Annotated in this window: 22 protein-coding genes; 13 read left to right on the plus strand and 9 right to left on the minus strand. The window is 71.5% G+C overall.

Annotated features, from left to right (window positions below; translation table 11 throughout):
* Window positions 1–38: 38 nt before the first annotated feature.
* Window positions 39–1,418 (plus strand): extracellular catalytic domain type 1 short-chain-length polyhydroxyalkanoate depolymerase, encoded by a 1,380-nt coding sequence (locus MFF64_RS18260; RefSeq protein ID WP_099907566.1) that lies wholly within the window; start codon window positions 39–41, stop codon window positions 1,416–1,418.
* Between the two features lie 3 nt (window positions 1,419–1,421).
* On the opposite strand, the gene MFF64_RS18265 is transcribed toward MFF64_RS18260, so the two are convergent.
* The 3 genes from MFF64_RS18265 to MFF64_RS18275 all read right to left on the minus strand — a co-directional run bounded on the left by MFF64_RS18265 (window position 1,422) and on the right by MFF64_RS18275 (window position 5,390).
* A complete protein-coding gene (locus MFF64_RS18265) occupies window positions 1,422–3,041 on the minus strand; it encodes an ABC transporter permease (protein WP_238191926.1) in 1,620 nt (539 codons plus the stop codon).
* A 154-nt stretch (window positions 3,042–3,195) separates the two neighbouring features.
* Entirely contained in the window at window positions 3,196–4,209 is a 1,014-nt protein-coding gene (locus MFF64_RS18270; RefSeq protein WP_438823084.1) for an extracellular solute-binding protein, read from the minus strand.
* 110 nt (window positions 4,210–4,319) lie between these two features.
* A complete protein-coding gene (locus MFF64_RS18275) occupies window positions 4,320–5,390 on the minus strand; it encodes an ABC transporter ATP-binding protein (protein WP_238191838.1) in 1,071 nt (356 codons plus the stop codon).
* Window positions 5,391–5,704: 314 nt separating this feature from the next.
* Here MFF64_RS18275 and MFF64_RS18280 point away from each other — a divergent pair, with 314 nt between their 5' ends.
* From MFF64_RS18280 to MFF64_RS18295, 4 genes are all read left to right on the plus strand, one after another.
* Window positions 5,705–6,121, plus strand: a complete 417-nt coding sequence (locus MFF64_RS18280) for a hypothetical protein (protein WP_099902414.1) — start codon at window positions 5,705–5,707, stop codon at window positions 6,119–6,121.
* A gap of 165 nt (window positions 6,122–6,286) precedes the next feature.
* Window positions 6,287–8,005, plus strand: a complete 1,719-nt coding sequence (locus MFF64_RS18285; protein WP_238191840.1) for an ArnT family glycosyltransferase — start codon at window positions 6,287–6,289, stop codon at window positions 8,003–8,005.
* A gap of 29 nt (window positions 8,006–8,034) precedes the next feature.
* A complete protein-coding gene (locus MFF64_RS18290) occupies window positions 8,035–8,841 on the plus strand; it encodes a glycosyltransferase (RefSeq protein ID WP_238191842.1) in 807 nt (268 codons plus the stop codon).
* 5 nt (window positions 8,842–8,846) lie between these two features.
* Window positions 8,847–9,173, plus strand: a complete 327-nt coding sequence (locus MFF64_RS18295; RefSeq protein ID WP_099902620.1) for a lipid-A-disaccharide synthase N-terminal domain-containing protein — start codon at window positions 8,847–8,849, stop codon at window positions 9,171–9,173.
* A 34-nt stretch (window positions 9,174–9,207) separates the two neighbouring features.
* On the opposite strand, the gene MFF64_RS18300 is transcribed toward MFF64_RS18295, so the two are convergent.
* Window positions 9,208–9,618 (minus strand): PRC-barrel domain-containing protein, encoded by a 411-nt coding sequence (locus MFF64_RS18300; RefSeq protein WP_099902623.1) that lies wholly within the window; start codon window positions 9,616–9,618, stop codon window positions 9,208–9,210.
* Window positions 9,619–9,811: 193 nt separating this feature from the next.
* Here MFF64_RS18300 and MFF64_RS18305 point away from each other — a divergent pair, with 193 nt between their 5' ends.
* The 4 genes from MFF64_RS18305 (at window position 9,812) to MFF64_RS18320 (ending at window position 13,480) form a co-directional block, all read left to right on the plus strand.
* Complete coding sequence (locus MFF64_RS18305) at window positions 9,812–10,099, plus strand: GlsB/YeaQ/YmgE family stress response membrane protein (RefSeq protein WP_099902625.1); 288 nt, start codon at window positions 9,812–9,814, stop codon at window positions 10,097–10,099.
* Window positions 10,100–10,325: 226 nt separating this feature from the next.
* Window positions 10,326–11,288: a lipoyl synthase gene (gene lipA, locus MFF64_RS18310; protein WP_099902627.1), complete on the plus strand. Its 963-nt coding sequence runs from the start codon at window positions 10,326–10,328 to the stop codon at window positions 11,286–11,288.
* 4 nt (window positions 11,289–11,292) lie between these two features.
* Entirely contained in the window at window positions 11,293–11,748 is a 456-nt protein-coding gene (locus tag MFF64_RS18315; RefSeq protein ID WP_048450163.1) for a type II toxin-antitoxin system RatA family toxin, read from the plus strand.
* A gap of 625 nt (window positions 11,749–12,373) precedes the next feature.
* Window positions 12,374–13,480 (plus strand): hypothetical protein, encoded by a 1,107-nt coding sequence (locus MFF64_RS18320; protein WP_238191844.1) that lies wholly within the window; start codon window positions 12,374–12,376, stop codon window positions 13,478–13,480.
* A gap of 405 nt (window positions 13,481–13,885) precedes the next feature.
* On the opposite strand, the gene MFF64_RS18325 is transcribed toward MFF64_RS18320, so the two are convergent.
* Entirely contained in the window at window positions 13,886–15,226 is a 1,341-nt protein-coding gene (locus MFF64_RS18325; RefSeq protein ID WP_238191846.1) for a GDSL-type esterase/lipase family protein, read from the minus strand.
* Between the two features lie 301 nt (window positions 15,227–15,527).
* Here MFF64_RS18325 and MFF64_RS18330 point away from each other — a divergent pair, with 301 nt between their 5' ends.
* Window positions 15,528–16,004: a hypothetical protein gene (locus tag MFF64_RS18330; RefSeq protein ID WP_207768072.1), complete on the plus strand. Its 477-nt coding sequence runs from the start codon at window positions 15,528–15,530 to the stop codon at window positions 16,002–16,004.
* 60 nt (window positions 16,005–16,064) lie between these two features.
* Window positions 16,065–16,790, plus strand: a complete 726-nt coding sequence (locus tag MFF64_RS18335; protein ID WP_099902406.1) for an alpha/beta fold hydrolase — start codon at window positions 16,065–16,067, stop codon at window positions 16,788–16,790.
* A 3-nt stretch (window positions 16,791–16,793) separates the two neighbouring features.
* On the opposite strand, the gene MFF64_RS18340 is transcribed toward MFF64_RS18335, so the two are convergent.
* Together MFF64_RS18340 and MFF64_RS18345 are read right to left on the minus strand one after the other, a co-directional pair.
* Window positions 16,794–17,078 (minus strand): hypothetical protein, encoded by a 285-nt coding sequence (locus tag MFF64_RS18340; protein ID WP_099902404.1) that lies wholly within the window; start codon window positions 17,076–17,078, stop codon window positions 16,794–16,796.
* Between the two features lie 108 nt (window positions 17,079–17,186).
* Window positions 17,187–17,498: a hypothetical protein gene (locus tag MFF64_RS18345; protein WP_099902401.1), complete on the minus strand. Its 312-nt coding sequence runs from the start codon at window positions 17,496–17,498 to the stop codon at window positions 17,187–17,189.
* Window positions 17,499–17,691: 193 nt separating this feature from the next.
* Here MFF64_RS18345 and MFF64_RS18350 point away from each other — a divergent pair, with 193 nt between their 5' ends.
* Window positions 17,692–18,441 carry a gamma-glutamylcyclotransferase gene (locus tag MFF64_RS18350; RefSeq protein WP_238191848.1) on the plus strand — a complete coding sequence of 250 codons (750 nt, stop codon included), beginning with the start codon at window positions 17,692–17,694 and terminating at the stop codon, window positions 18,439–18,441.
* On the opposite strand, the gene MFF64_RS18355 is transcribed toward MFF64_RS18350, so the two are convergent.
* Window positions 18,396–18,716: a hypothetical protein gene (locus MFF64_RS18355; protein WP_099902205.1), complete on the minus strand. Its 321-nt coding sequence runs from the start codon at window positions 18,714–18,716 to the stop codon at window positions 18,396–18,398. The two genes, MFF64_RS18350 and MFF64_RS18355, sit on opposite strands and share 46 nt — an antisense overlap.
* A 123-nt stretch (window positions 18,717–18,839) precedes the next feature.
* Between MFF64_RS18355 and MFF64_RS18360 the strand changes: the two genes are divergently transcribed.
* On the plus strand, window positions 18,840–19,433 hold the full coding sequence (locus tag MFF64_RS18360) for a pyridoxamine 5'-phosphate oxidase family protein (RefSeq protein ID WP_099902203.1): 594 nt from the start codon (window positions 18,840–18,842) through the stop codon (window positions 19,431–19,433).
* A 146-nt stretch (window positions 19,434–19,579) separates the two neighbouring features.
* Here MFF64_RS18360 and metC read toward each other — a convergent pair whose 3' ends face one another.
* Window positions 19,580–20,767: a cystathionine beta-lyase gene (gene metC, locus MFF64_RS18365; RefSeq protein ID WP_238191850.1), complete on the minus strand. Its 1,188-nt coding sequence runs from the start codon at window positions 20,765–20,767 to the stop codon at window positions 19,580–19,582.
* Between the last annotated feature and the right edge of the window lie 226 nt (window positions 20,768–20,993).

Genomic DNA, 20,993 nt, shown 5'->3' on the forward strand with positions numbered 1-20,993 from the left:
CCTCTCGACCCGACCCCATCTTGCACAGGACCACACTCATGACCGCATTCAGGAATTTTCCCCCGGGCGGGACGCTCGGCACGACCGTCGACATGGCCGAGGTGACCCGCCTCACCCGCGCCGGCCGGCTGACCGAGGCCGTGGCGCTGCTCCAGGGCCGCCAAGTGCCGGGCCAAGTGCCGAGCCAAGTGCCGGCCGAGCCCGCTCGCGGGCCCGCCCCGCGGGGAACCGAGCCGGCCACCGACCTCGTGGCCCCGGCCGAGCCGGGCGGCGCCTGGACGGTCCCGGGGGAGGCCGGCGCGCCGGACCTGTCCGAAGCCCTGCGGGGCTTGCCGGAGGCTCTGAAGAACTTGGACGCCCTGCGGGGAATGCCGGAGGCCCTGCGGGGAATGCCGGAGGCCCTGAAGACGTTCCGCCCGTCGGGCGGGTTGAGCGGCCTGCTGCGCGAGGGAGCCTTCGATGGCTTGGGCGGCGGTCTGGCCGGCGGTTTGGCAGCCAACCTGGCGAGTGGTCTCGGCGAGAGCCTGAAGTCCCGCCGGCCCGTGCCGGTGCCGGAGGGCGCGCGATTCGAGGAGCGGAGCTTTTCCAGCCCCGCGGGCAGCCGGACCTACAAGGTCTACGTGCCGAGCGGCCGGGAGGACGAGGGACACGGCACGCCCTTGCCGGTCGTGGTGATGCTGCACGGCTGCACCCAGGACCCCGACGACTTTGCCCTGGGCACGCGGATGAACGACCTCGCGGAGGCGCAAGGCGCGATCGTCGTCTATCCGCGCCAGGAACGGTCGGCCAACGCGCAGAAATGCTGGAACTGGTTCCAGCCGGGCGACCAGGGCCGCGGCGCCGGCGAGCCGGCGCTGATCGCCGGGATCGCGAGAGCCGTGGTGGAGGAGTTCGGGGCTGATCCTACCCGAGTCTACGTCGCCGGGCTCTCCGCCGGCGGCGCGGCGGCGGCGATCCTGGCCGCGACCTACCCGGACGTGTTCGCGGCGGCCGGCATCCATTCGGGCCTCGCTTGCGGCGCGGCCCGGGACCTGCCGTCGGCCTTCGCGGCGATGGGCCAGGGTGGCGCGGCGCCGCCGCGGCAGGGCCCGGCGGTACCGACCATCGTCTTCCACGGCGACGGCGACAAGACCGTGCATCCGCTCAACGGCGAGCGGGTGATCGCCCAGGCGATGCCGGGGGCGCCGCTGCGGGAGACCGTGACGCGAGGCGAGGCGCCGGGCGGCATCGCCTATACGCGCCGCGTCCACGCAGACGCCGAGGGGCGGGGCATCGTCGAATCCTGGCTGCTGCACGGGGCCGGCCACGCCTGGTCCGGCGGCAGCCCGGACGGCTCCTACACCGAGCCGCGGGGGCCCGATGCCAGCGCGGAGATGCTGCGGTTCTTCCTGGAGCATCCCCGCGCCGGGACGCCCTGATCCTCACGCCTTCGGGGTCGAGACCCGCAGCAGCAGCGCGACCGGCAGCAGCCCGACCGCGACGATCAGGAGGGCGGCGACCGCACCGTCCTCGTAGGTGCCCCGGGCGGCCTCGCCGTAGAGGTGGGTCGCCAGGGTCTCGACGTTGAGCGGGCGCAGGATCAGGGTCGCGGGCAGCTCCTTGACGCAATCGACGAAGACCAGGAGGGCGCCGCCGAGCAGGGCCGGCCAGGTCAGCGGCAGGTGGACCTGCGCCAAGGCGCCGGCCGGGCCGCGGCCGAGCACCCGGGCCGCGTCGCCGAGCGAGCGCGGCACCCGGGCGAGCCCCGCCTCGCTGCTGCCGGCGGTGACGGCGAGGAAGCGCACCACGTAGGCGTAGACGAGCGCCGCCCCGGTGCCGAGGCCCATCGCGGCGAGCGGAATCCCCGTCAGCGCCCGGCTCACCCCGTCGAGCAGGCCGTCGAGGGCGGCGAGCGGCGGCAGGAGGCCGATCGCCAGGATCGCGCCCGGCACCGCGTAGCCGAAGGTGGCGCAGCGCAGCAGCACGCCGCGCCAGCGCCCGCCCAGCAGCCGCGGGCCCGCCGCCACGACGAGCCCGAGGGTGGTGGCCACCAGCGTCGCGAGGCCGGCATAGAGCAGGGTGTTGAGGCTCTCCGACAGGATCGCCCCGGACAGGCCGGCGAAGTGCAGGCGCTTGCCCGCCTCGACCGCGAGGTAGCCCGCCGGCGCCAGGAAGCCGAGCGCGACCGGCACGAGGCCGAGACCGAAGGCCATGAGCGCCGCCGGGCCGGCGAGGGGCTTGCGGCTCATCCGCCGCGGGCGCTGCGCCGCCCCGGCATAGCCCCGCCCGCGGCGGGCCCGGCGCTCGACCGCGATCAGGCCGAGGCAGGCGGCGAGCATCACCAGCGCCAGGCCGGCGGCGCCGGGCAGGTCGGAGCGGTTGACCCAGGTGTCGTAGATCGAGACCGTGAGGGTACGGACCCCCAAGAACTCCGCCGCCCCGATGTCGTTGAGCGCCTCGAGCAGAGCCAGGCTGGCGCCGAGCGCGATGGCCGGGCGGGCAAGGGGCAGGGCGACCCGGAGAAACACCGCCGCCGGCCCGGCCCCGAGGCTGCGGCCGGCCTCGACCAGGGTCGCCGACTGCATCAGGAACAGCGCCCGGGTCGGCAGGTAGACGTACGGGTAGAGCACGAAGCCGAGGAGCAGGATGCAACCCGGCAGCGAGCGCAGGTCCGGCAGGATCAGGTCGCGCGGGCGGGCATAGCCGAGGAGGATGCGGACCGCGCTCTGCACCGGGCCGACCGGGTGCAGCAGGTCGAGATAGGCATAGGCCGCGATGTAGGTGGGGACGGCGAGGGGCAGCAGCAGCGCCCAGTCGAGCAGGCGCCTGCCCCGGAACTCGTAGGCTGCGACGAGCCAGGCCGCCCCGGTGCCGACCACCACGACGACGATCCCGACCCCGGCGAGCAGGAACCCGGTCTCGACGAGCGCCGGGGGCAGGACATGGGCGAGGAGATGGGGCCAGAGCCCGCCGGAGCCCTGCAGCGCCTCCAGCCCCAAGGCCGCGACCGGGGCCAGGACCAGGAGGGCGGTGAGCCCGGCGGCGAGCGTCCAGGCCCGCAGCCACGGGCCGCGCGACTGCGCAGCCGCAGCGGGACGGGACCGGGCGGGCACCGCCACCCGGCGCACGGCCGCCGGCGGACCCGACGGCACGAAGGCTCCTCCCTCCACGGCGGCTCCGTTGTCCTGGACGATGACGGGACGGGCCCGGGCGGGACTAGCGGTCGAACCCGACCTTATCGACGAGCAGGCTCGCCGCCTTGCGGTTGCGGGCGATCTCGACGAGCGGGGTGGCGTCGACCTTGAGCGGGCCGAGGGCCGTCAGCAGCGGGTCGGCCGCGACGCCGGGCTTCACCGGGTACTCGTAATCGGCCTTGGCGTAGAGCGCCTGCGCGTCGTCGGAGGCGAGGTACTCGAGCAGCTTGACGGCGTTGTCGCGGTTCGGGGCGGACTTGGCGACCACCGCACCCGAGACGTTGACGTGGGTGCCGCCGCCCTGGAAGGTCGGCAGCACCACCTGGATGCCCTCGCCCCACTTCTTCTGCTCCGGGCCGCCCCGGCCGCTGCGCATCAGGCCGACATAGTAGGAATTGCCGAGCCCGATGTCGCAGAGATCGGCGACGATGTCGCGGGCGACGTCGCGGTCGCCGCCGCCGGCCTTGCGGGCGAGGTTGTCCTTCACCCCGCGCAGCCAGGCCTCGGTCTTCGCCTCGCCGTGCTTGACCAGATGGGCGGCGATCAGCGCGGTGTTGTAGGGGTGCTGGCCGGAGCGCAGGCAGATCTTGCCCTTCCACTTCGGGTCTGCCAGGTCCTCGTAGGTCAGCCCGGCGAGGTCGCGCAGGTCCGGATCGGCATAGGCCACCCGGGCGCGGGTCGAGAGGGCGAACCAGCGCCCCTCCGGGTCGCGAAGGTTGGCGGGGATCGCCGCCTCGAGGGTGGGCGAGCGCACCGGCTGGGCGAGGTCGCGGTCGACGAGCTCGATCAGGTTGCCGATATCGACCGTCATCACGACGTCGGCGGCGGAGCGGGCGCCCTCGGCCGCGACGCGCTCGGCGAGACCCTTGTCGACGAACACCGTGTTGACCTTCACGCCGCTCGCCTGGGTGAAGGCGTCGAGGAGCGGGCGGATCAGGCCGGGCTCGCGGGTGGTGTAGAGGTTCACTTCAGTCTCGGCCCGGGCGGGGGCCGCGAGGGCGACGAGACCGAAGAGCGCGAGCGCGGTGCGTGACAGGGACAAGGGGCGCCTCCCGAGATTGGCGCCTCCTTGAGAAGCAAACCCGAAACAAAAGCAAGCGCGTTAGATTTTAGTTGTTTCAATGTAAGATCACGCAAGTCTCCGGACTAAGCCGCTTCCTCGTCGGGCAGGACCAGCACGGCGTCCGGCACCAGCGTCAGCCCGACGGCGTCGCCCGGCCCGTAGGGTCCCGGCCCGGGCAGGCGCGCCCGCAGCGGCCCTGAGAGGCCCGGCACGCCGAGATGGAGGAGGCTCGCCGCGCCCAGGAAGGTGCGGCGCGCGACCTGCGCAGGCATGCCCTCGCCGGGGGGGCCGACCCGCAGGGCCTCGGGCCGCAGGCAGACCCGGACCGCCGCACCCTCGGGCAGGTGGGGGGCCGGCACGATGCCTAGGGGCGTCTCGGCCCGCCCGGCCTCGACCCGGGCCGGGATCTCGGCCGCGTCGGCGAGGAAGCGGGCGGCGAACAGGCTCTCGGGGCGGCGGTACAGGGCCTCGCCGGTGGCGACCTGGACGATGCGGCCGCGGCGCATCAGGGCGATGCGGGTCGCCACCGCGAGCGCCTCCTCGGGATCGTGCGTCACCATCAGGGCGGTGGTGCCGGTGCGGCGCAGGAGCGCCACGGTGTCCTCCCGCACCCGGTCGCGCATGCGCCGGTCGAGATTGGAGAAGGGCTCGTCGAGGAGCAGCAGCCGCGGCCCCGGCGCCAGCGCCCGCACCAGCGCCACGCGCTGCTGCTCGCCCCCCGACAGGGTCTGGGGATAGGAGCCGGCATGGCCCGCGAGGCCGACCTGCTCCAGGAGCTCGTCGGCCGCCTCGCGGGCGGCGACCGGCTGGCCTTTCAGACCGAAGCGGATGTTCTCCCGCACGGTGAGGTGAGGAAACAGGGCGTAGTCCTGGAACATCAGGCCGACGCCGCGCGCCTCCGGCGGCACGGCCGCGCCCTCGCCGGCGACGAGGCGCCCGTCGAGCCGCACCGTGCCGGCATCCGGCGCCTCGAGCCCGGCCACCACCCGCAGAAGCGTGCTCTTGCCGCAGCCCGAATCCCCCAAGAGCGCCATCACCTCGCCGGGGCGCACGGTGAGCGAGACGCGATCGAGGGCCTGCACCCGGCCGAAGCGGCAGGCCAGGTCCTCCACCGCCAGGGCGGGCGCCGGGCGGGACGGGGCCGGTTCGGTCATCACGGAACTCCTCGCGGGGCGGGCCGGTGCGTCGCGCTCATACACGCGCCGGTGGGGGTGGGCGAGGGCCAGGGAAAAGGGTGGAGGCCTGCACCGATCCGGCACGGGGCCCGCCGTCACAGGGTCAATCGGGCGTTAAGCCGATTCATCGAATCCTGCGCGTCGCCGCGGCCCCGAGGGGCCGGCGGCTAAGCGGACTTGCGTTGGCAGGCCAACGCTTCGTCCGCTTAGGCTTTTGTTTTGTCGCAGATTTTTGTCGCAAAACCGGCAACCACTTTTGCGAAATCTGCTTGGTCGCGAAGGGTATCGGGCGTATGCGTAACCTGTCGGGCGAGAGGAGCACCGTCGAGGGCGGCACCGTGGTGGCGTTCCGGCGCAAGGAGCGGACCGCCCGAGTGGGCCACGGGCTGGACCACGAACTCGCCCCCAGCCCCCGCGTCGCCGCCGCGCGGCGCGACCAGCGCAGCCTGATGGACACGGTCTACGAGGCCGGCACCCTGCCGGTGGCGGCGGGCGACCGGGAGACCAAGCTCCTGGCCTCGCGCCTGCTCGTCTACGGCTTCCTCACCATCGACGAGATCGACGAGGACGGCGCCACCCGCCGCCTGCGCCCCTCCGAGGCGGTCCGCGCCGGCCGCGAGCGCCCCTGGCGCCTGTCGCGAGCCTCGCGCGGCGTGAGCCTGTCGGTGCCGATCCCGGCCTTGGACGGGTTCCTGTTCGAGATGGCGTGAGGGCTCGGCCGCTCGCCCCCGTCGAGCCGAGGTCGACACGCCGCCTGCCTGCGAAAATTGACATTCCGAAGCGGATCACCGACACGGGCGCCCGCCGCGACCGGCGCCGGTCGGGCGGCCCGGCCGGCGCCGCGGGCGTCGGGTTTCCCGGTTCGGAGCAGTGCATTGACGAGCCTTGCCGCCGGGCGCCGCCCCGGCCGCGCCGCCTCCGTGGGTCTCCTCGCGGAGCGCCTCCTCGATCTCGGGGCGCGCAGCCACGGGGCGGCCTGCGCGCTGCTCGTCGTGCTGTCGCTGGTCTGCTTCCTGCCGGGCTTCGCCTCTCTCCAGCCGATGGACCGGGACGAGCCGCGCTTCGCCCAGGCCTCGAAGCAGATGCTGGAATCGGGCGACCTCGTCGATATCCGCTTCCAGGGCGAGGCCCGGCACAAGAAGCCGGTCGGCATCTACTGGGCCCAGAGCGCCGTCGTGGCCGCCGGCGAGGCCCTCGGCGTGCCGGGCGCCCGCACCATCATCTGGCTCTACCGCATCCCCTCGCTGATCGGCGCCCTCGCCACGGTGCTCCTGAGCTACTGGACCGCGCTCGCCTTCCTGCCGCGGCGCCAGGCGCTGCTGGCCGCCGCCCTCGTCGGCGCCTCCGTCATGCTGTCGGCCGAGGCGCGGCTCGCCAAGACCGACGCGCTCCTCACCGCCTGCGCGATCGCTGCCATGGGGGCGCTGGCCCAGGCCTGGATGACCCGGGCCGCCGCGGCCCGCCTGCCGAGCCTCACGGTCCTGACCTTCTGGCTCGCGGTTGCGACCGGCATCCTGGTCAAGGGGCCGATGGTGCCGATGTTCGCCGGCCTCGCGGCCCTGTGCCTCTCGATCGTCGCGCGCTCCGGCGCCTGGCTGAAGGCGCTCCGGCCGGGCCTCGGCCTCGTCCTGGTGCTGGTCCTCGTCGCGCCGTGGTTCGTCGCCATCACGCTCAAGAGCGGCGGCGCCTTCTACGGCGAGGCGGTGGGGCACGACATGCTCGGCAAGGTCGGCACCGCCCAGACCCAGCACTGGGCGCCGCCCGGCACCTACCTCGTCGTCATCTTCGCCACCTTCTGGCCCGCGGCGGCCTTCGCCGCGATGGCGCTGCCCTTCGCCTGGGCGAACCGCCGGGAGGACGGGGTCGCCTTCCTGATCGCCTGGGTGCTGCCGTCCTGGCTCGTCTTCGAGGCGGTGCCGACCAAGCTGCCGCATTACGTGCTGCCGCTCTGCACGGCCCTGGCGATCCTGGCGGTGACCGCGGTCGCCCGCGGGGCGGTCCATCGCGACCGGCCGGGGGCGCGGCTCGTGGCGCTGCTGGTGCCGTTCATCCCCGCCGGTTTGACGGTCGGCCTCTGCGTCGCCGCCTGGCGCCTCGACGGGGTGATCCCGTGGGCGGGGCTGCCGCTGCTCGTAGCGGCGAGCGCGGTGGCGTTCCTCGCCTGGCGCACCTTCGTGGACGGCTTCCCCGAGCGCGCGCTCGCCGTCGCGGTGCTCGCCGGCGCACTCCTCGGACCGGCGGTGTTCGGGCTCACCCAGCCGGCGCTCGCCGCCCTCAAGGTCTCGCCGCGGCTCGCCGCGTTGCGCGACGCGCTGCCCTGCCCGAATCCGAGGGCCGCGACGCTGGGCTACCGCGAGCCAAGCCTGGTCTTCCTCGTCGGCACCGACCTCGCGATGCTCGATTCCGCCGAGGAGGCCGCCGCCTTCCTCAAGCAGGGCGGCTGCCGCCTCGTCTATGTCGAGGATCGCTTCGCCAGGGCCTTCGCGGCAGCGTCAGCTGCCGGCAGACCGCCGCAGCCGGTCGGCCGCGTGACGGGCTTCAACATCAACGGCGGGAAGCCGGTCGGCCTGTCGGCCTATGCGGTGACGCCGTGACCCACCACCCGCACGAGAGCGCACACGTCATGTCGGATCAGGCGGCAATCCGCCTCAGCGTCGTGGTTCCGGTGAAGAACGAGGCCGGCAACATCGCCCCCCTCGTCGCCGAGATCGCGACGTCCTGCGCCTCTTTGAGCCCGTTCGAGATCGTCTACGTCGACGACGGCTCGACCGATGCCACCCCGACGGCCCTGGCGGAACTGCGGTCGCGCCATCCGGAGCTGCGCGTGCTGCGCCATCGCGAGAGCTGCGGCCAGAGCGCGGCGGTGCGCACCGGGGTGCTGGCGGCGCGGGGCGAGCTGGTGGCGACGCTCGACGGCGACGGCCAGAACGACCCGGCCTTCATCCCGGCGCTGGCGGCGGCGCTCGCCGCCGCAGGGCCGGGGGCAGGCCTCGCCCAGGGCCAGCGGGTCGGCCGCAAGGACGGGCGGCTGAAGATGATCCAGTCGCGCATCGCCAACGGGGTGCGCGGCCGCATCCTCAAGGATTCCACGCGGGATACCGGCTGCGGCCTCAAGGTCTTCCGCCGGGCGGTGTACCTGCGCCTGCCCTACTTCGACGCGCTCCACCGCTTCATGCCGGCCCTCGTCGCCCGCGAAGGCTTTTCCGTCGTCCATGCCGACGTGGTCGACCGGCCGCGCTTCACCGGCCGCTCGAATTACGGCCTGTTCGACCGGCTCTGGGTCGGCATCCTCGATCTCGCCGGGGTGTGGTGGCTGATCCGCCGCCGGCGCCGGGTGCCGCAGGTCGAGTTGGTCGTCCCGGCCGGGCAAGTCGCTCCAGGCGGGCAAGTCGCTCCAGCCGGGCAGGTCACCCCGGCCGGAACGGAGTAGCCCGGATGGTCGCCGACATCATGCACGGGCTCAGCGCCTATTTCTGGTCGCTGTTCACCGGCCCGGTCGACCTCGTGCTGATGGTCGGCCTCGTCGGGCAGGGGCTGTTCACCGCCCGCTTCCTGGTCCAGTGGATCGCCAGCGAGCGGGCGGGGCGCAGCGTGATCCCGCTCTCGTTCTGGTTCCTGTCCCTCGGCGGCTCGGCGGTTCTTCTCGGCTACGCGCTCTACCGGCGCGACCCGGTCTTCATCCTCGGCCAGAGCCTCGGCACGGTGATCTACCTGCGCAACCTCGCCCTGGTGTTCCGCGAGCGGCGCAACACCAGCGCGTAAAGAGGCGCCCCGGGGCGCCGGGGCGCCGAAAGCCTCAGCCCTTCTTCTTGTAGTCGAAGGCCGGGGCCTTGCTCAACTCGTCCTTGGTGGCGTTCACGGTCGCCTTCCAGCCGTCGCCGTCGCGGACCAGGGTCACGCTGTCGGGGCTGACCGCGACGTAGCGCTCGCCGATGCCGAGGATCACCGCCTGCACGGTCTTGCCGTCGACGATCACGAGGTCGGCGATGTCGCCGACGGACTCGTTCTGGGCATTGGTGACCTTGGTGCCGAGGATGCGCGAGGTCACCGCCGCGGCAGGCTCGAGGGTGATGAACTGCACCGTGGCGGTCTTGACCTGCTGGGTCGTCATCGCGCCGGTCGCGCCCGGCTGCGTCGCGGTCTGGGCCAGGGCCGACCCGCAGGCGAGCAGGAGGGCGGCCGTCGCGAGGGCGGTCTTCAGCGTCATGGGGGTAAACTCTCCGAGGGGGCCCTGCACCCGTGGGGCGGCGCGGGCCTGTGCGCAGAACGGGCATGCAGCGGCAGGGTTCCGCATCGTCAGGTTTTACGGCGATCGACGCGCAGCGGCCTGGTGCAACGCGGCCACGCTGCCCCCATCTAGGGAGCTTGAGCCGCGCATGGCGGCGAGACAGGGGAACAGCATGGACGGTCACGTGTACGGAGCGCTCGGGCAGCCGGGCGTCGGCTTCCTGATGGCCATCGTCATCGGGGCGCTGGCCGGCTGGCTGGCGGAGCGCTTCATGAACTCCAACATGGGCCTGCTCGGCAACATCGTGCTCGGCATCATCGGCGGCGTGGTCGGCAACTTCCTGGCGGCGCAGCTCCACATCCCGGTCTTCGGATTCTGGCGCAACCTGTTCTCCGCCACCATCGGGGCGGTCATCATCATCGCGGTGGTGCGGGCGGTCCGGGGCGAGCGGCGCTACTGACCTTCCTGACCGATCGCGTCCTGCGCACCGGCAAGCCCGACCGGGCGCCGGCGCGAGTGCGCCGGACGCCTTCGCAGAACGGCGGAGGCACACATGCATGGCGCGCCGCGCGGCGGCGCGTCACGCCCCATTTGCCCCCGCGGCTCAGACATCTTAAGTCACCGTTGCGCCGCGAGGGGTTCGCGGGCGCTTCTCCGTCTCGAAACCCCTTGCCGTCCCGGATCCCATGGCCGTCGTCCTCGATCTCCTGCGCAACGACCAGCGCCCGCGCCACCCGGAGAAGGCGCATCGGCCCGACCAGCCGATCCTGCGCAAGCCGGACTGGATCCGCGTCAAGGCGCCGGGCTCGCCGAAATGGGCCGAGACCAACGCCATCGTGCGCGAGAACAAGCTCGTGACGGTGTGCGAGGAAGCGGGCTGCCCCAATATCGGCGAGTGCTGGGAGAAGAAGCACGCCACCTTCATGATCATGGGGGATACCTGCACCCGGGCCTGCGCGTTCTGCAACGTGCGCACCGGTATGCCGGACGCCCTCGACGCCGCCGAGCCCGAGCGGGTGGCCGAGGCCGTGGCCAAGCTCGGCCTTCACCACGTCGTCATCACCTCGGTCGACCGCGACGACCTCAAGGACGGGGGCGCGGCCCATTTCGCCGCGGTGATCGGCGCGATCCGGCGCCTGAGCCCCACCACCACGGTCGAGATCCTGACCCCCGACTTCCTGCGCAAGGACGGCGCCCTGGAAATCGTGGTGGCGGCGCGCCCCGACGTGTTCAACCACAACCTCGAGACCGTGCCGTCGAAATACCTGACGGTCCGCCCCGGCGCCCGCTACTTCCATTCCATCCGCCTGCTGCAGCGGGTGAAGGAGCTGGACCCCACCATCTTCACCAAGTCCGGGATCATGGTGGGCCTCGGGGAGGAGCGCAACGAGGTGCTCCAGCTGATGGACGACCTGCGCTCGGCCGAGGTCGACTTCCTGACCATCGGCCAGTACCTGCAGCCGACGAAGAAGCACCACCCGGTGCTGTCCTTCGTGACGCCGGACGCGTTCAAGGCCTACGAGACCACGGCCTACGCCAAGGGCTTCCTGCTCGTCTCGGCGACGCCGCTCACCCGCTCCTCCCACCATGCCGGCGAGGATTTCGCCCGGCTCAAGCAGGCCCGGCTCGACCGGCTGGGGACCGTCTGACTCGATGCCGAGCTTCCGCACCACCCGCACCGTTCGCCACAGCCCGACGGAGATGTTCGACCTCGTCGCCGATGTCGAGCGCTACCCCGAATTCCTGCCGCTCTGCGATTCCTTACGGGTGCTGCGCCGGCAGGAGGGCGAGGACGGCACCGAGACCCTCGTGGCCGACATGGGAGTCGGCTACAAGGCGATCTCGGAGCACTTCACCACCCGGGTCCGCCTCGACCGCCCGAACCTGAAGATCCTGGCCGAGTACATCGACGGCCCGTTCCGCCACCTCGAGAACCGCTGGACGTTTCGCGAGGCGCCGAACGGCGGCTGCACGGTCGAGTTCTTCATCACCTACGAGTTCAAGAGCCTGGCACTGGGCTTGCTCATGGGCAAGATGTTCGACAGGGCATTCCGCAAGTTCACGGATGCGTTCGAGAGCCGGGCGGACCGGTTGTACGCGCGGGCGTGAGACCGCCATCCCCCTGGATGGCCGTTGACCGATGCACCGCGATCGGCGCCCCCCGCGCTGGCGATCCGGCTCGCGGGCCCCCCAACCCGTCATCGTGGCAGGTCGCCGCAGCGCTGCGGTCCCTTATGCGTGATGCCAACGGTCCGGGAGACTGACCGACGCGCCACCGGTCCGCCATACCTGGAACCCGAAGGCCCGGACGAAGCCCCGAAGCGAGAGCAGGACTTCTCTGGCGAGCACGTGGGCAGCACCGACATCCTGCACGGACCAGAGCACAGGCACATCGGCGCTGGCGCGCGGGCCTGATGCGCCTTGCATCGGCAATCTCCCTTTGCTCAAGCCGAAAATCAATCCAATACAATCGATGCATCAACTTATCGATGGCTGATTTATATTTTAATCTTGTCTCTTAGGCAAATACTTTAGATTGCGCAGTCAATTTACGTTCTTACTTCTATTATTTATCAATAGTATTGTGAATTTTAATATTTGAGACAAATTTATTTTCCTTCAGAACCACCGAACACTCGTCCGGCAATGATCTGCACCCTGTTGCAGCGAGAAGTATGATATGGTGATATTCAGGCACAAGGCCGAGCAGTGACTGCACGCGGAGGCCGAAGGCATGAATCGGACATCCTTCACGATTGTACTCGCATGCGCTGTTGCAGCCGCATTCTGCAACCATGCCCGCGCCGAGACCTCAACGAAGCCGTGGCTCGACGGATCCGGCCTTCTACCGCCGAGGCACAATCCCGCCCGGGTACCGCCAGCCACGGCACCGGGCACGACCGATGACGCCGCGATGGTCCCAGCCGTTCCGCTCGCGGCGCTGACGCAGGAGGCAATCCTCCTGTTCGATGCAGGCTCACAGTCGAACCGGCATTACGATCTCGTGACCTGCCTCGATGGGCTCACCTTCGGCTTCGGAAACTGGCCGCAAGCCGAGATCGGCGCGTTCTTCTCCGCGCTCATGATGGATGCAGCCGCCAAGGCTGCGGTGATACGGCGCTTCGCAGAAGCCTTCGAAGCGGATCCGGCAGCCTGGGCAGCCTTTCGAAGGAGCGCCAGCCTGACACAGTCGGGCGCGACACAGGACGCCGTCGAGACCGGCATCATGCGTCTGCTGGTCAGCGCGCCGAAGAAGAATTCGCCCGTTAGAGCGAACACGGACGGGACCTGCAGGGCGCAAGCCCCTGTCTCCGGTGCCTTCTATCAAACCCACCGTGCTTGGCTTCTTCCAGCGGTGCGACGAGCCTTCCGCGATCCGGACGTCGTGGCTTTCCAGGTTCGATATTGGGAGCAGGACGTCATCACGCCCGCGATCAAGCATCAGCAGCTCTTGGGCCTGCCAGCGGACGGCATTCTCCTGATGGCGTTCTACGAATCCAACCCGGGTCAGGTCCCCACCCTGCAGGCCGCACTCAAGAAGAAGCATGCTCCACAAACGCTCCGGGCCGGCGGCCAGTCATGGCAATGGAATGCACCGCCGAGCCATCTTGGATCGGTCACGATCGAGGACTGGCACAAGCTCCTCGTTTGGCAAGCCATGTGTCCCTCCTCAACGAATAAATTCCGGATTAGAAGCAGAAACATCGCCTACTTCTCGAAGTATCTGTCTCACCAATTCATCCTTCCGCGCGAGAGGAAATCAAACCAAACCACGGTTCCAGACGCAGGAAGCCCCGAGAATTGCAATCCCTCGCTCGTAAAAATGAGAAAAACATCGTAAACCTCTGAGAAGATGAAAAAAGACGGATACGCATCTTGGATTGGTGGAAAAGTCCATCGAACCAGGATGTCGACTAAGGATTGCCAGTCCGAGCGCCAGCTTCATAGACGCACGCTGAAATGGCGTGATGCCGGCCGACCTATTTGAGATAAATATGAAGAAAATCTACTGAAGCTCTCCGCTCCGGCCGAGACTTAAGGGGTCTTCGCGTCAGCCCGTGGGACGATGCGGGGGCATCACGAAGACGGGCGGCGTAGACGCGTCGCACAGGACGGTGTGGAGCTTTCATATCCATCTGCCGGAGGAGACCCGATCAGTAGGCTGGTCGAGGTCGCAGGCTGCACGCTGGACGGGTCACGCAGCCCCCTTGGATGCCGCGCCCGCCTCCTGGAACGGGCACCTCCGTCACCGCCCCGGCAGCACCACCCCGAGATCGATCCCGCTTCCCATCGCCACGTAGCCCGCGCGGTTCGGGTGCAGCCGGTCGCCCTTGCCGCCGGTGGTGCTCTCCGGAACCATCTCGGGGCGCAAGCCCCCGGTCGCCGGGTCGAGGGTCGCGGCATCGAAATCCACTACGGCGTCGAACAGGCCCGAGTCGCGGAGGAAGGCGTTGAGGCCGCGGCGCTTCTCGTCCTGCTCGGGGTGGCCGTGGGCGGCGCTGGAGCTACCCTTGGCCGAGGTGAGGGTGGCGCCGATCACCCGCACCCCGGGGATGCGGGCGCGCAGGCGGGCGACGCCCTCGCGCATGCCGGCCTCCACCGCCTGAAGCGAGGCCTCGCCGTTGCGGCTGAAGTCGTTGATGCCTTCGAGCCAGATCACGCTGGCGACGCCCGACAGCCCGATCACGTCACGGTCGAGCCGGGACAAAGCCGAGGGCCCGCCCGGGAAGGGTTTCTGAGGCCCGTACTGCGCCGGGCCGATCACCTGGTTGCCGCCGATGCCGGCATTGACCACCGCGACGCGGTTGCCGAACCGCGCGTGCAGGCGGCGCGCCAGCACGTCGGGCCAGCGGTCGTCGCCGTTCATCGTCGAGGCGGTGCCGTCGGTGATCGAATCGCCGAAGGCGACCACGACGGGGGTCGGGGCGCTCACCGCCATGTCGACGGCGTCGAGGAAGAACCATGAGGCGGTGGAGTACGGGAAGGCGGCCTCTCCCTCGTCGGCCCCCCGGGCGCCGGCGCCCGGTGCCGTACTGTAGGAGGTCTGCAGCGCCTTGGCGTGCCAGGTCATCGGCCCGCTCAGCCCCACGACGTGGAGCGAGACCGCGAGCTTGCGCCCGGCCAGCAGCGGGGCGTCCGGGTCGGCCGCGAAGGGCAGGGCGACCGGGTCGGACCAGGCCTCGCCCCCGGGCGGGACCGTGACCCGGTCCTGGCCGGCGAAGCGTACCGGGCGGTTGGTGCCCGGCACCAGGGCCGCGCCGCCGAGCTGCAGCCCGGCATGGACGCCGTCGAGGGTCAGCGGCCGGGTGCCGAAGGCGTTGGAGATCCTGAGGCGGGCCTCGCGGCCCCAGACGTCCGGCCGCAGCACCAGCCGCAGGGTCTGGTCGCGGGCGCCCTCGGCCGGGTCGGGGAAGGCGAAGCTCTGGTCGGGCTGCGCCGAGGGGTTGCCGACCGGGTAGGGGCCCTGGACCGAGCCGGCCCAGGCGGTCGCCCAGTGGCGGGCCCCTTCGGGGGTGTCCTGCGCCCGGGCCGGAGCGGCGAGGAGCCCGAGACAGAAAGCGGCCATCGCCGCATCGCGCCAGCGCATCGTCATCCTCCCGCTCGCGGGCGCCGTCGCCGCGCCCCTGGCGACAGGCAGAGCATGCCGACCGGAAAATCGCCAGTCGCTGCGTGCGGAATGTGCGCTGGAGCACGCCGGGGACGACGGTCCGCGCCTAACCTCCGGCTACTTCGCGAGGTCCCGATGCCGCCGCAGATCGTTCGGCGATCGGCCGCGGCTTTTGTCGTCCTGCCGCGACCTTCCAAGCCGACCCGACCCCGTGCGATCCGGCATCGTCGACCGACCACGCGAGGCTCCGGAGTCCCACCCTGCCCGAAGGGGGTGCTCGATGACCCATCCGTGGCCCCATCACCACACCGACGGTTCGGTGCACTACACCCATTGCTGGCCCGAGGCGGTCGAGGTCCTGCCGGCCTCCGAAGCGGCGCGGCCCGACTGGCGCCGGCGCCTGCGCGGCGCCGCCGGCATGGTCGGCGCCTCCGGCCTCGCGGCCGGGGCGATCTGGTTCGCCATGCTGTGCGATCCCACCGTCTCCCGCGCCGCCCTGCCGCCCTCGGCGGATGTCTGCACCAATGCCGGCCATGCCGTGCGGGTGTGGTTCGACGCCGAGACCGCGCGGCGCGCCCGCGTCGCCGCGGCGCCCCACCAGCACGCCTTCAACAGCATGCTGCTGTGGTACCGCTCGGCCGAGGGCAAATGCGCCGCCGGCCGCACCCAGGAGGCGGTCCGCAGCTTCCAGGCCCTCGAGCGGATGATCGCCGGGTTCGACGCGAACCGCGAGGACCGGGACGAGGCCGGAAGCTGAAGGCCTTGCGCACGGCATCGGTTCGCGCTTGGCTCCCCCGGCAATGACGGGAGGGGCGGGATGCCGGATGGTCTGACCTTCGTGCTGGTGCACGGCGCCTGGCACGGCGGCTGGTGCTGGGTGCGCGTCGCGGACATCCTGCGGGCGGAAGGCCACCGGGTCTTCACCCCGACCTGCACCGGCCTCGGCGAGCGGGCGCATCTCCTCTCCGGGAGAATCACCCTCGACACCTTCGTGCGCGACGTCGCCGGGACGATCGTGGCCGAGGAGCTGAGCGACGTCGTGCTGGTCGGGCATTCCTTCGGGGGCCTGGCGATCAGCGGCGTCGCCGAGCAGATGCCGGAGCGGCTGCGCCACCTCGTCTACCTCGATGCCCTGATCGCGGAACCGGGCCGCGCGCCCTTCGACGGGCTGCCGCCCGAGGTGGTGGCGGCCCGCCGCCGCGCGGCGGAAGACTCGAGCGGGGGCCTGAGCCTGCCGCCGCCGCCGGCCGCGGCCTTCGGGGTGCTCGACCCGGCGGATGCGGCGTGGGTGGAGCGGCGCCTGACCCCGCACCCCTTGAGCACCTACGAGAGCACGCTGCCGATCCGTGGCCCGGTCGGCAACGGCCTGCCGCGCACCTACGTCGATTGCACGGCGCCGTCCTATCCCACCCTCGATCGCGTCAAGGCGTGGGTGCGGGGCCAGCCCGGCTGGGGCTGGCGCGACCTCACCACCGGCCACGACGCGATGGTGAGCGCGCCGGGGCCGCTCGCCGACCTGCTGGTCGAGCTCGGCCGGACCTGAGCCTTATCCCATCGTCACGACGGTGCGGCCGGGATCGATCTCGATCAGGCGCAGTCCGAAGCTGCGGCCCTCCTGCGCCTCCCAGTCGGCGAGCACGGCGTTGACCCGTTCGGGGCCGTGCTCGGCCAGGGTGCGGGTGCCCACCGGCTCCTCGATGGCGTGCATGATCTCGCCCATCAGCCGGGCGCGGGCCGGCTCCTCGGCGGGCCCGGCGGCGTCGCAATAGGCCGTGACGATCTGCTCCGACAGGGCCTCGATCACGGCCTGGTTCACGGAGGTCATGCCCATGCTTCGCTCTCCCGTTCGGCGGGGCCGTTGTCCATCGACCCGCCCCTTGAACCGGGACAACGCGGCCGGGCGTGGGCGGTGCCGCTTGCCGGCCGCCGGCGATCCGGATCACACCGCCTGCTGCTGGCCCACGGCACGGTGGGCGGCCAGCGTCACCACCTCGGCGGAGGGGGCGTCCTTCTGGCCCTGGCCCATCATGAAGATCACCGGGTTGCGCGGCATGTAGCCGGGGTTGCGGCGCAGGTTCAGCAGTTGCTGCAGCTCCACCGCGGTCAGGTCCTTCGGCGTGGCGTCGCGCCAGACATGGCCCGGCGAGGCGGTGCGCGCGAAGGGCCACCAGGAGCGGCGCTCGGTCTCCACCTGCAGCACGAGCTTGCCGGTGAGGGTCTTGCGGAAGTTGAAGCGACCCGTGATGGCCATGACGCGTCCCTCCATTCCCGGACAACCTGATCCCGGATCACCATTCCGGATCACCCTGGACCTGTGCTGTTTAGCACGGCACTAACATGGGGCGGCCACGCTTGCCGGAAAAGCCGATCGCATGCGATCGGCACCGATTGCACGCATTCGGCTCACAGCTGCGCTGCCGCACCCCACCGGACTAACGGTTGCGATGCCGAAACGCTCCCTCACGCTCGATGCCGCACTGATCGCCCGGGCCCATCCGCATGCGGTGACCGCCGATTGGCGCGGCCCCGGCTACGGCATGGCGCTGATGGGCGAGGCGGAGGCCGATGCGCGCCTCGACTCGGCCATGGCCGAGAAGCCGGGCGATCCCGGCACCCTGTGGCTGTTCGCTTACGGCGCCCTGATGTGGCGGCCGGAATTCCCGTTCTCGGAGCGCCGCGAGGCGAGAGTGCGGGGCTGGCACCGCCGGTTCTGCCTGTGGCAGCACGGCTTTCGCGGCACGCCGGAGCGGCCCGGCGTGATGCTCGCCCTCGATCGCGGCGGGCAGTGCCGCGGCCTCGCCTACCGCCTCGCCGGCGACGACCTGCGGGCGGCCGTACGGCCGGTCTGGCGCCGGGAGATGCGCGGGCGCGGCTACGTTGCCCGCTGGCTCGCCGCCGAGACCGCGGAGGGGCCGGTGCCGGCCCTGGCCTTCGTGGCCGACCGGACGGGCGGGCGCTACGCGGGCCGGCTCACCGACGCGGAGATCGCCGCGCACATCGCGGCCGCCTGCGGCCCCATCGGCCCGAGCGCCGAGTACCTGCTCAACACCGTGGCGGCCTGCGAGGCGATGGGCATCCGCGACCGCCACCTCTTCACGATGCAGGCGCTGGTGGCCGGGCGGCTCGCCGCCTGCGACGAGCCCGCGGATCAGAACAGCCCGACGCCGATCCCGGGCTCGCGCCGCGGCGGGTAGCCGTAGGGGCCGGTCGAGACGCCGTAATAGGGCAGGACCGGCGCGTAGCCGAAGCCGAGGAGCGGGCGGGGCGGCGGCTCGGCCAGGATCACATCGGCCTGGACCTCCGCCTCGAGCGCGACGGCGGGAGGCGGCGGGGGCGGCGCCCGCCAGCCGGCGGAGAACGCGGCCCCACCACGCGCCGCGTAGCCGGCGGGCATGTCGGCCGCCATCGCCGGCAGGGCCGTGAGGGCGGCCGCCAGGGGCAACCAGGCCAGCATCATGCGGAGCGTCATGAGTTCGAGCCTCGGGAAGAGCGGTCTTACGGACAAGCTTCGCCGGGACAAGCTTCACTGGGGCATCCCGGTTCCCCGGACCGTGCCCTAGATTGGTGAACGAACCGGAGGCCTTCAGCCGCCATGACCGAGCTGCCCTCCTTCTACGACGACCTCGCGGGCTGCCTCGCCGAGGCCTGGCGCCGGCTGGAGGAGGGGGCGGCGCACCAGAGCGGCTTCCATACGCCCGCGCTGGCCACGCTCGGCCGCGACGGCGCCCCGCGCCTGCGCACCGTGGTCTTGCGCGGAGTCGACCGGGCGGCCCGCACGCTGCGCATCCATTGCGACGCCCGCTCCGACAAGGCCGCCGAGATCGCCGCCGATCCCCGGGCGGCGCTCCACGCCTACGACGCCAAGGCCAAGCTCCAGGTCCGGATCGAGGGCAGGGCCCGCCTGCACGGCGGGGACGAGGTGGCCCGTGCCGCCTGGGGCGCGTCGCGGCCGATGAGCCGGGTCTGCTACGGCACCGCACCGGGTCCTGGCACGCCGTTGCCGGCAGGCGGCGCCTCCGTGCAGCCGCAGGACGAAGGGGCGGTGGCGGCGGGATTTTCGGAGTTCCGCGTGGTGGTTCTCACCGTCGCCCGGCTCGAATTCCTGTATCTCGCCAGGTCGGGGCACCGGCGGGCGTTGTTCACCTGGAACGGGGAGGGGCAGGGAGCGACGTGGCTGGCGCCGTAGGCACGATCTCTTCCATCTCTCCGCGATGACGTGAAGCCGCGGGATTCCCTCTCCCGCACGACTTGTATCACCCTCACCCCCGGCCCCTCTCCCGCACGGGAGAGGGGAAGCGTGCTCGACCTCGCGAGGTCAGCGGAAATCCGCGCTCAACTCGCCGCGCGCAACCGCGCGAACCCGGCCTCGAGATCCCGCGTCAGGTCGTCCAGATCCTCCAGCCCGACCTGGAACCGCAATCCCGGCCCGCCGGGAGCCCAGGGATTGGCGGTGCGATAGGGCGCGCAGTCGAAAGGGATCACCAGGCTCTCGAAGCCGCCCCAGGAGAAGCCCATCCCGAACAGCTCCAGCCCGTCGAGCATCGCCGCCACCGCGGATTCGGGGCAGGGCTTGAGGATGATCGAGAACAGGCCCGAGGAGCCCAGGAAGTCGCGGGACCAGATCGCGTGGCCGGGATCCTCCGGCAGGGCCGGGTGCAGCACGCGGGCGACCTCCGGCCGGCCCTGGAACCAGCGGGCGAGCGTGAGCGCCTGCTCGCCGTGCTCGCGCAGGCGCAACGGCAGGGTGCGCAGGCCGCGCAACGCCAGGAAAACGTCCTCCGCGCCGGCGCACATCGCGAACTGGTCGAAGGTCCGCCGCAGGGCCGGCCAGTACTTGGCGTTCGCCGAGGTGAGGCCGAGCAGCAGGTCCGAGCCGCCCGACAGGTACTTGGTGCCGGCCTCAATGGCGATGTCGACGCCGCGCTCGTGCGGCGGGAAGAGCAGGGGCGTCGCCCAGGTGTTGTCCATCAGCACGCAGGCGCCGCGGGCGTGGGCCACCTCGGCGATGGCCGGGATGTCCTGCATCTCGAAGCTCTGCGAGCCCGGCGCCTCGGTGAGCACCGCCGCGGTGTTGTCGCGCATCAGATCGGCGATGCCGGCCCCGACCGTCGGCTCGTAATAGGTGGTCTCGACCCCGAAGCGCTTCAGGAACCCGTCGCAGAAGACCCGGGTCGGACGATAGGCGGAATCGGTCACCAGCAGGTGGTCGCCGGCCTTGAGGCAGGCGAGGAGCCCGACCGTGATGGCGGCGAGGCCCGACGGCGTGAGCACCGTGCCGGCGGCCCCCGCGAGCTCGGTCCAGGCGGCCTCGAGGGCGCGGACCGTCGGCGTGCCGGCGGTGCCGTAGGTATAGTCCGCCCGCCGGTTCTGAATCGCGTCGTAGCTCGGAAACAGCACCGTCGAGCCACGATAGATCGGTGTGTTGACGAAACCGTGCTGCTGCGACGGGTCGCGGCCGGCATGGACCAGGCGGGTGCGGGTGCCGAGGCGGCTCTTGTCTCGGGGCGGGGTGATACTCATCGGGCCTCTGGCGTGACAACATCGGGCGTGAGGATGCCGGGGCGGAGCACATCCCGGGCCGCCCGGCCGCGTCAAGCCTGGCGTGCGAGAGCCTTGCGCCCATCGCAACCTCGGCGCCGGCCGTCTACGCTGTTCGTCTACAGAGCCAACCCCTTGACCGGGCAGCGCCGTTCGCTTGGAATGCCTCTTGCTTAGGCAGCGTCCGTGCTTGGGCAAACGGGGGGCG

It is taken from the genome of Methylobacterium frigidaeris (assembly GCF_022179185.1).
GTDB classification, from domain to species: Bacteria; Pseudomonadota; Alphaproteobacteria; order Rhizobiales; family Beijerinckiaceae; genus Methylobacterium; species Methylobacterium frigidaeris.

Coding starts and splice junctions, on each gene's coding strand:
- MFF64_RS18320 (WP_238191844.1), top strand. CDS start 12,374: ATGAATCGGACATCCTTCACGATTGTACTCGCATGCGCTGTTGCAGCC.
- MFF64_RS18315 (WP_048450163.1), top strand. CDS start 11,293: ATGCCGAGCTTCCGCACCACCCGCACCGTTCGCCACAGCCCGACGGAG.
- MFF64_RS18290 (WP_238191842.1), top strand. CDS start 8,035: ATGTCGGATCAGGCGGCAATCCGCCTCAGCGTCGTGGTTCCGGTGAAG.
- MFF64_RS18335 (WP_099902406.1), top strand. CDS start 16,065: ATGCCGGATGGTCTGACCTTCGTGCTGGTGCACGGCGCCTGGCACGGC.
- MFF64_RS18295 (WP_099902620.1), top strand. CDS start 8,847: ATGGTCGCCGACATCATGCACGGGCTCAGCGCCTATTTCTGGTCGCTG.
- lipA (WP_099902627.1), top strand. CDS start 10,326: ATGGCCGTCGTCCTCGATCTCCTGCGCAACGACCAGCGCCCGCGCCAC.
- MFF64_RS18325 (WP_238191846.1), bottom strand. CDS start 15,226: ATGCGCTGGCGCGATGCGGCGATGGCCGCTTTCTGTCTCGGGCTCCTC.
- MFF64_RS18300 (WP_099902623.1), bottom strand. CDS start 9,618: ATGACGCTGAAGACCGCCCTCGCGACGGCCGCCCTCCTGCTCGCCTGC.
- MFF64_RS18355 (WP_099902205.1), bottom strand. CDS start 18,716: ATGACGCTCCGCATGATGCTGGCCTGGTTGCCCCTGGCGGCCGCCCTC.
- MFF64_RS18275 (WP_238191838.1), bottom strand. CDS start 5,390: ATGACCGAACCGGCCCCGTCCCGCCCGGCGCCCGCCCTGGCGGTGGAG.
- MFF64_RS18340 (WP_099902404.1), bottom strand. CDS start 17,078: ATGGGCATGACCTCCGTGAACCAGGCCGTGATCGAGGCCCTGTCGGAG.
- metC (WP_238191850.1), bottom strand. CDS start 20,767: ATGAGTATCACCCCGCCCCGAGACAAGAGCCGCCTCGGCACCCGCACC.
- MFF64_RS18345 (WP_099902401.1), bottom strand. CDS start 17,498: ATGGCCATCACGGGTCGCTTCAACTTCCGCAAGACCCTCACCGGCAAG.
- MFF64_RS18280 (WP_099902414.1), top strand. CDS start 5,705: ATGCGTAACCTGTCGGGCGAGAGGAGCACCGTCGAGGGCGGCACCGTG.
- MFF64_RS18350 (WP_238191848.1), top strand. CDS start 17,692: ATGCCGAAACGCTCCCTCACGCTCGATGCCGCACTGATCGCCCGGGCC.
- MFF64_RS18305 (WP_099902625.1), top strand. CDS start 9,812: ATGGACGGTCACGTGTACGGAGCGCTCGGGCAGCCGGGCGTCGGCTTC.
- MFF64_RS18330 (WP_207768072.1), top strand. CDS start 15,528: ATGACCCATCCGTGGCCCCATCACCACACCGACGGTTCGGTGCACTAC.
- MFF64_RS18260 (WP_099907566.1), top strand. CDS start 39: ATGACCGCATTCAGGAATTTTCCCCCGGGCGGGACGCTCGGCACGACC.
- MFF64_RS18360 (WP_099902203.1), top strand. CDS start 18,840: ATGACCGAGCTGCCCTCCTTCTACGACGACCTCGCGGGCTGCCTCGCC.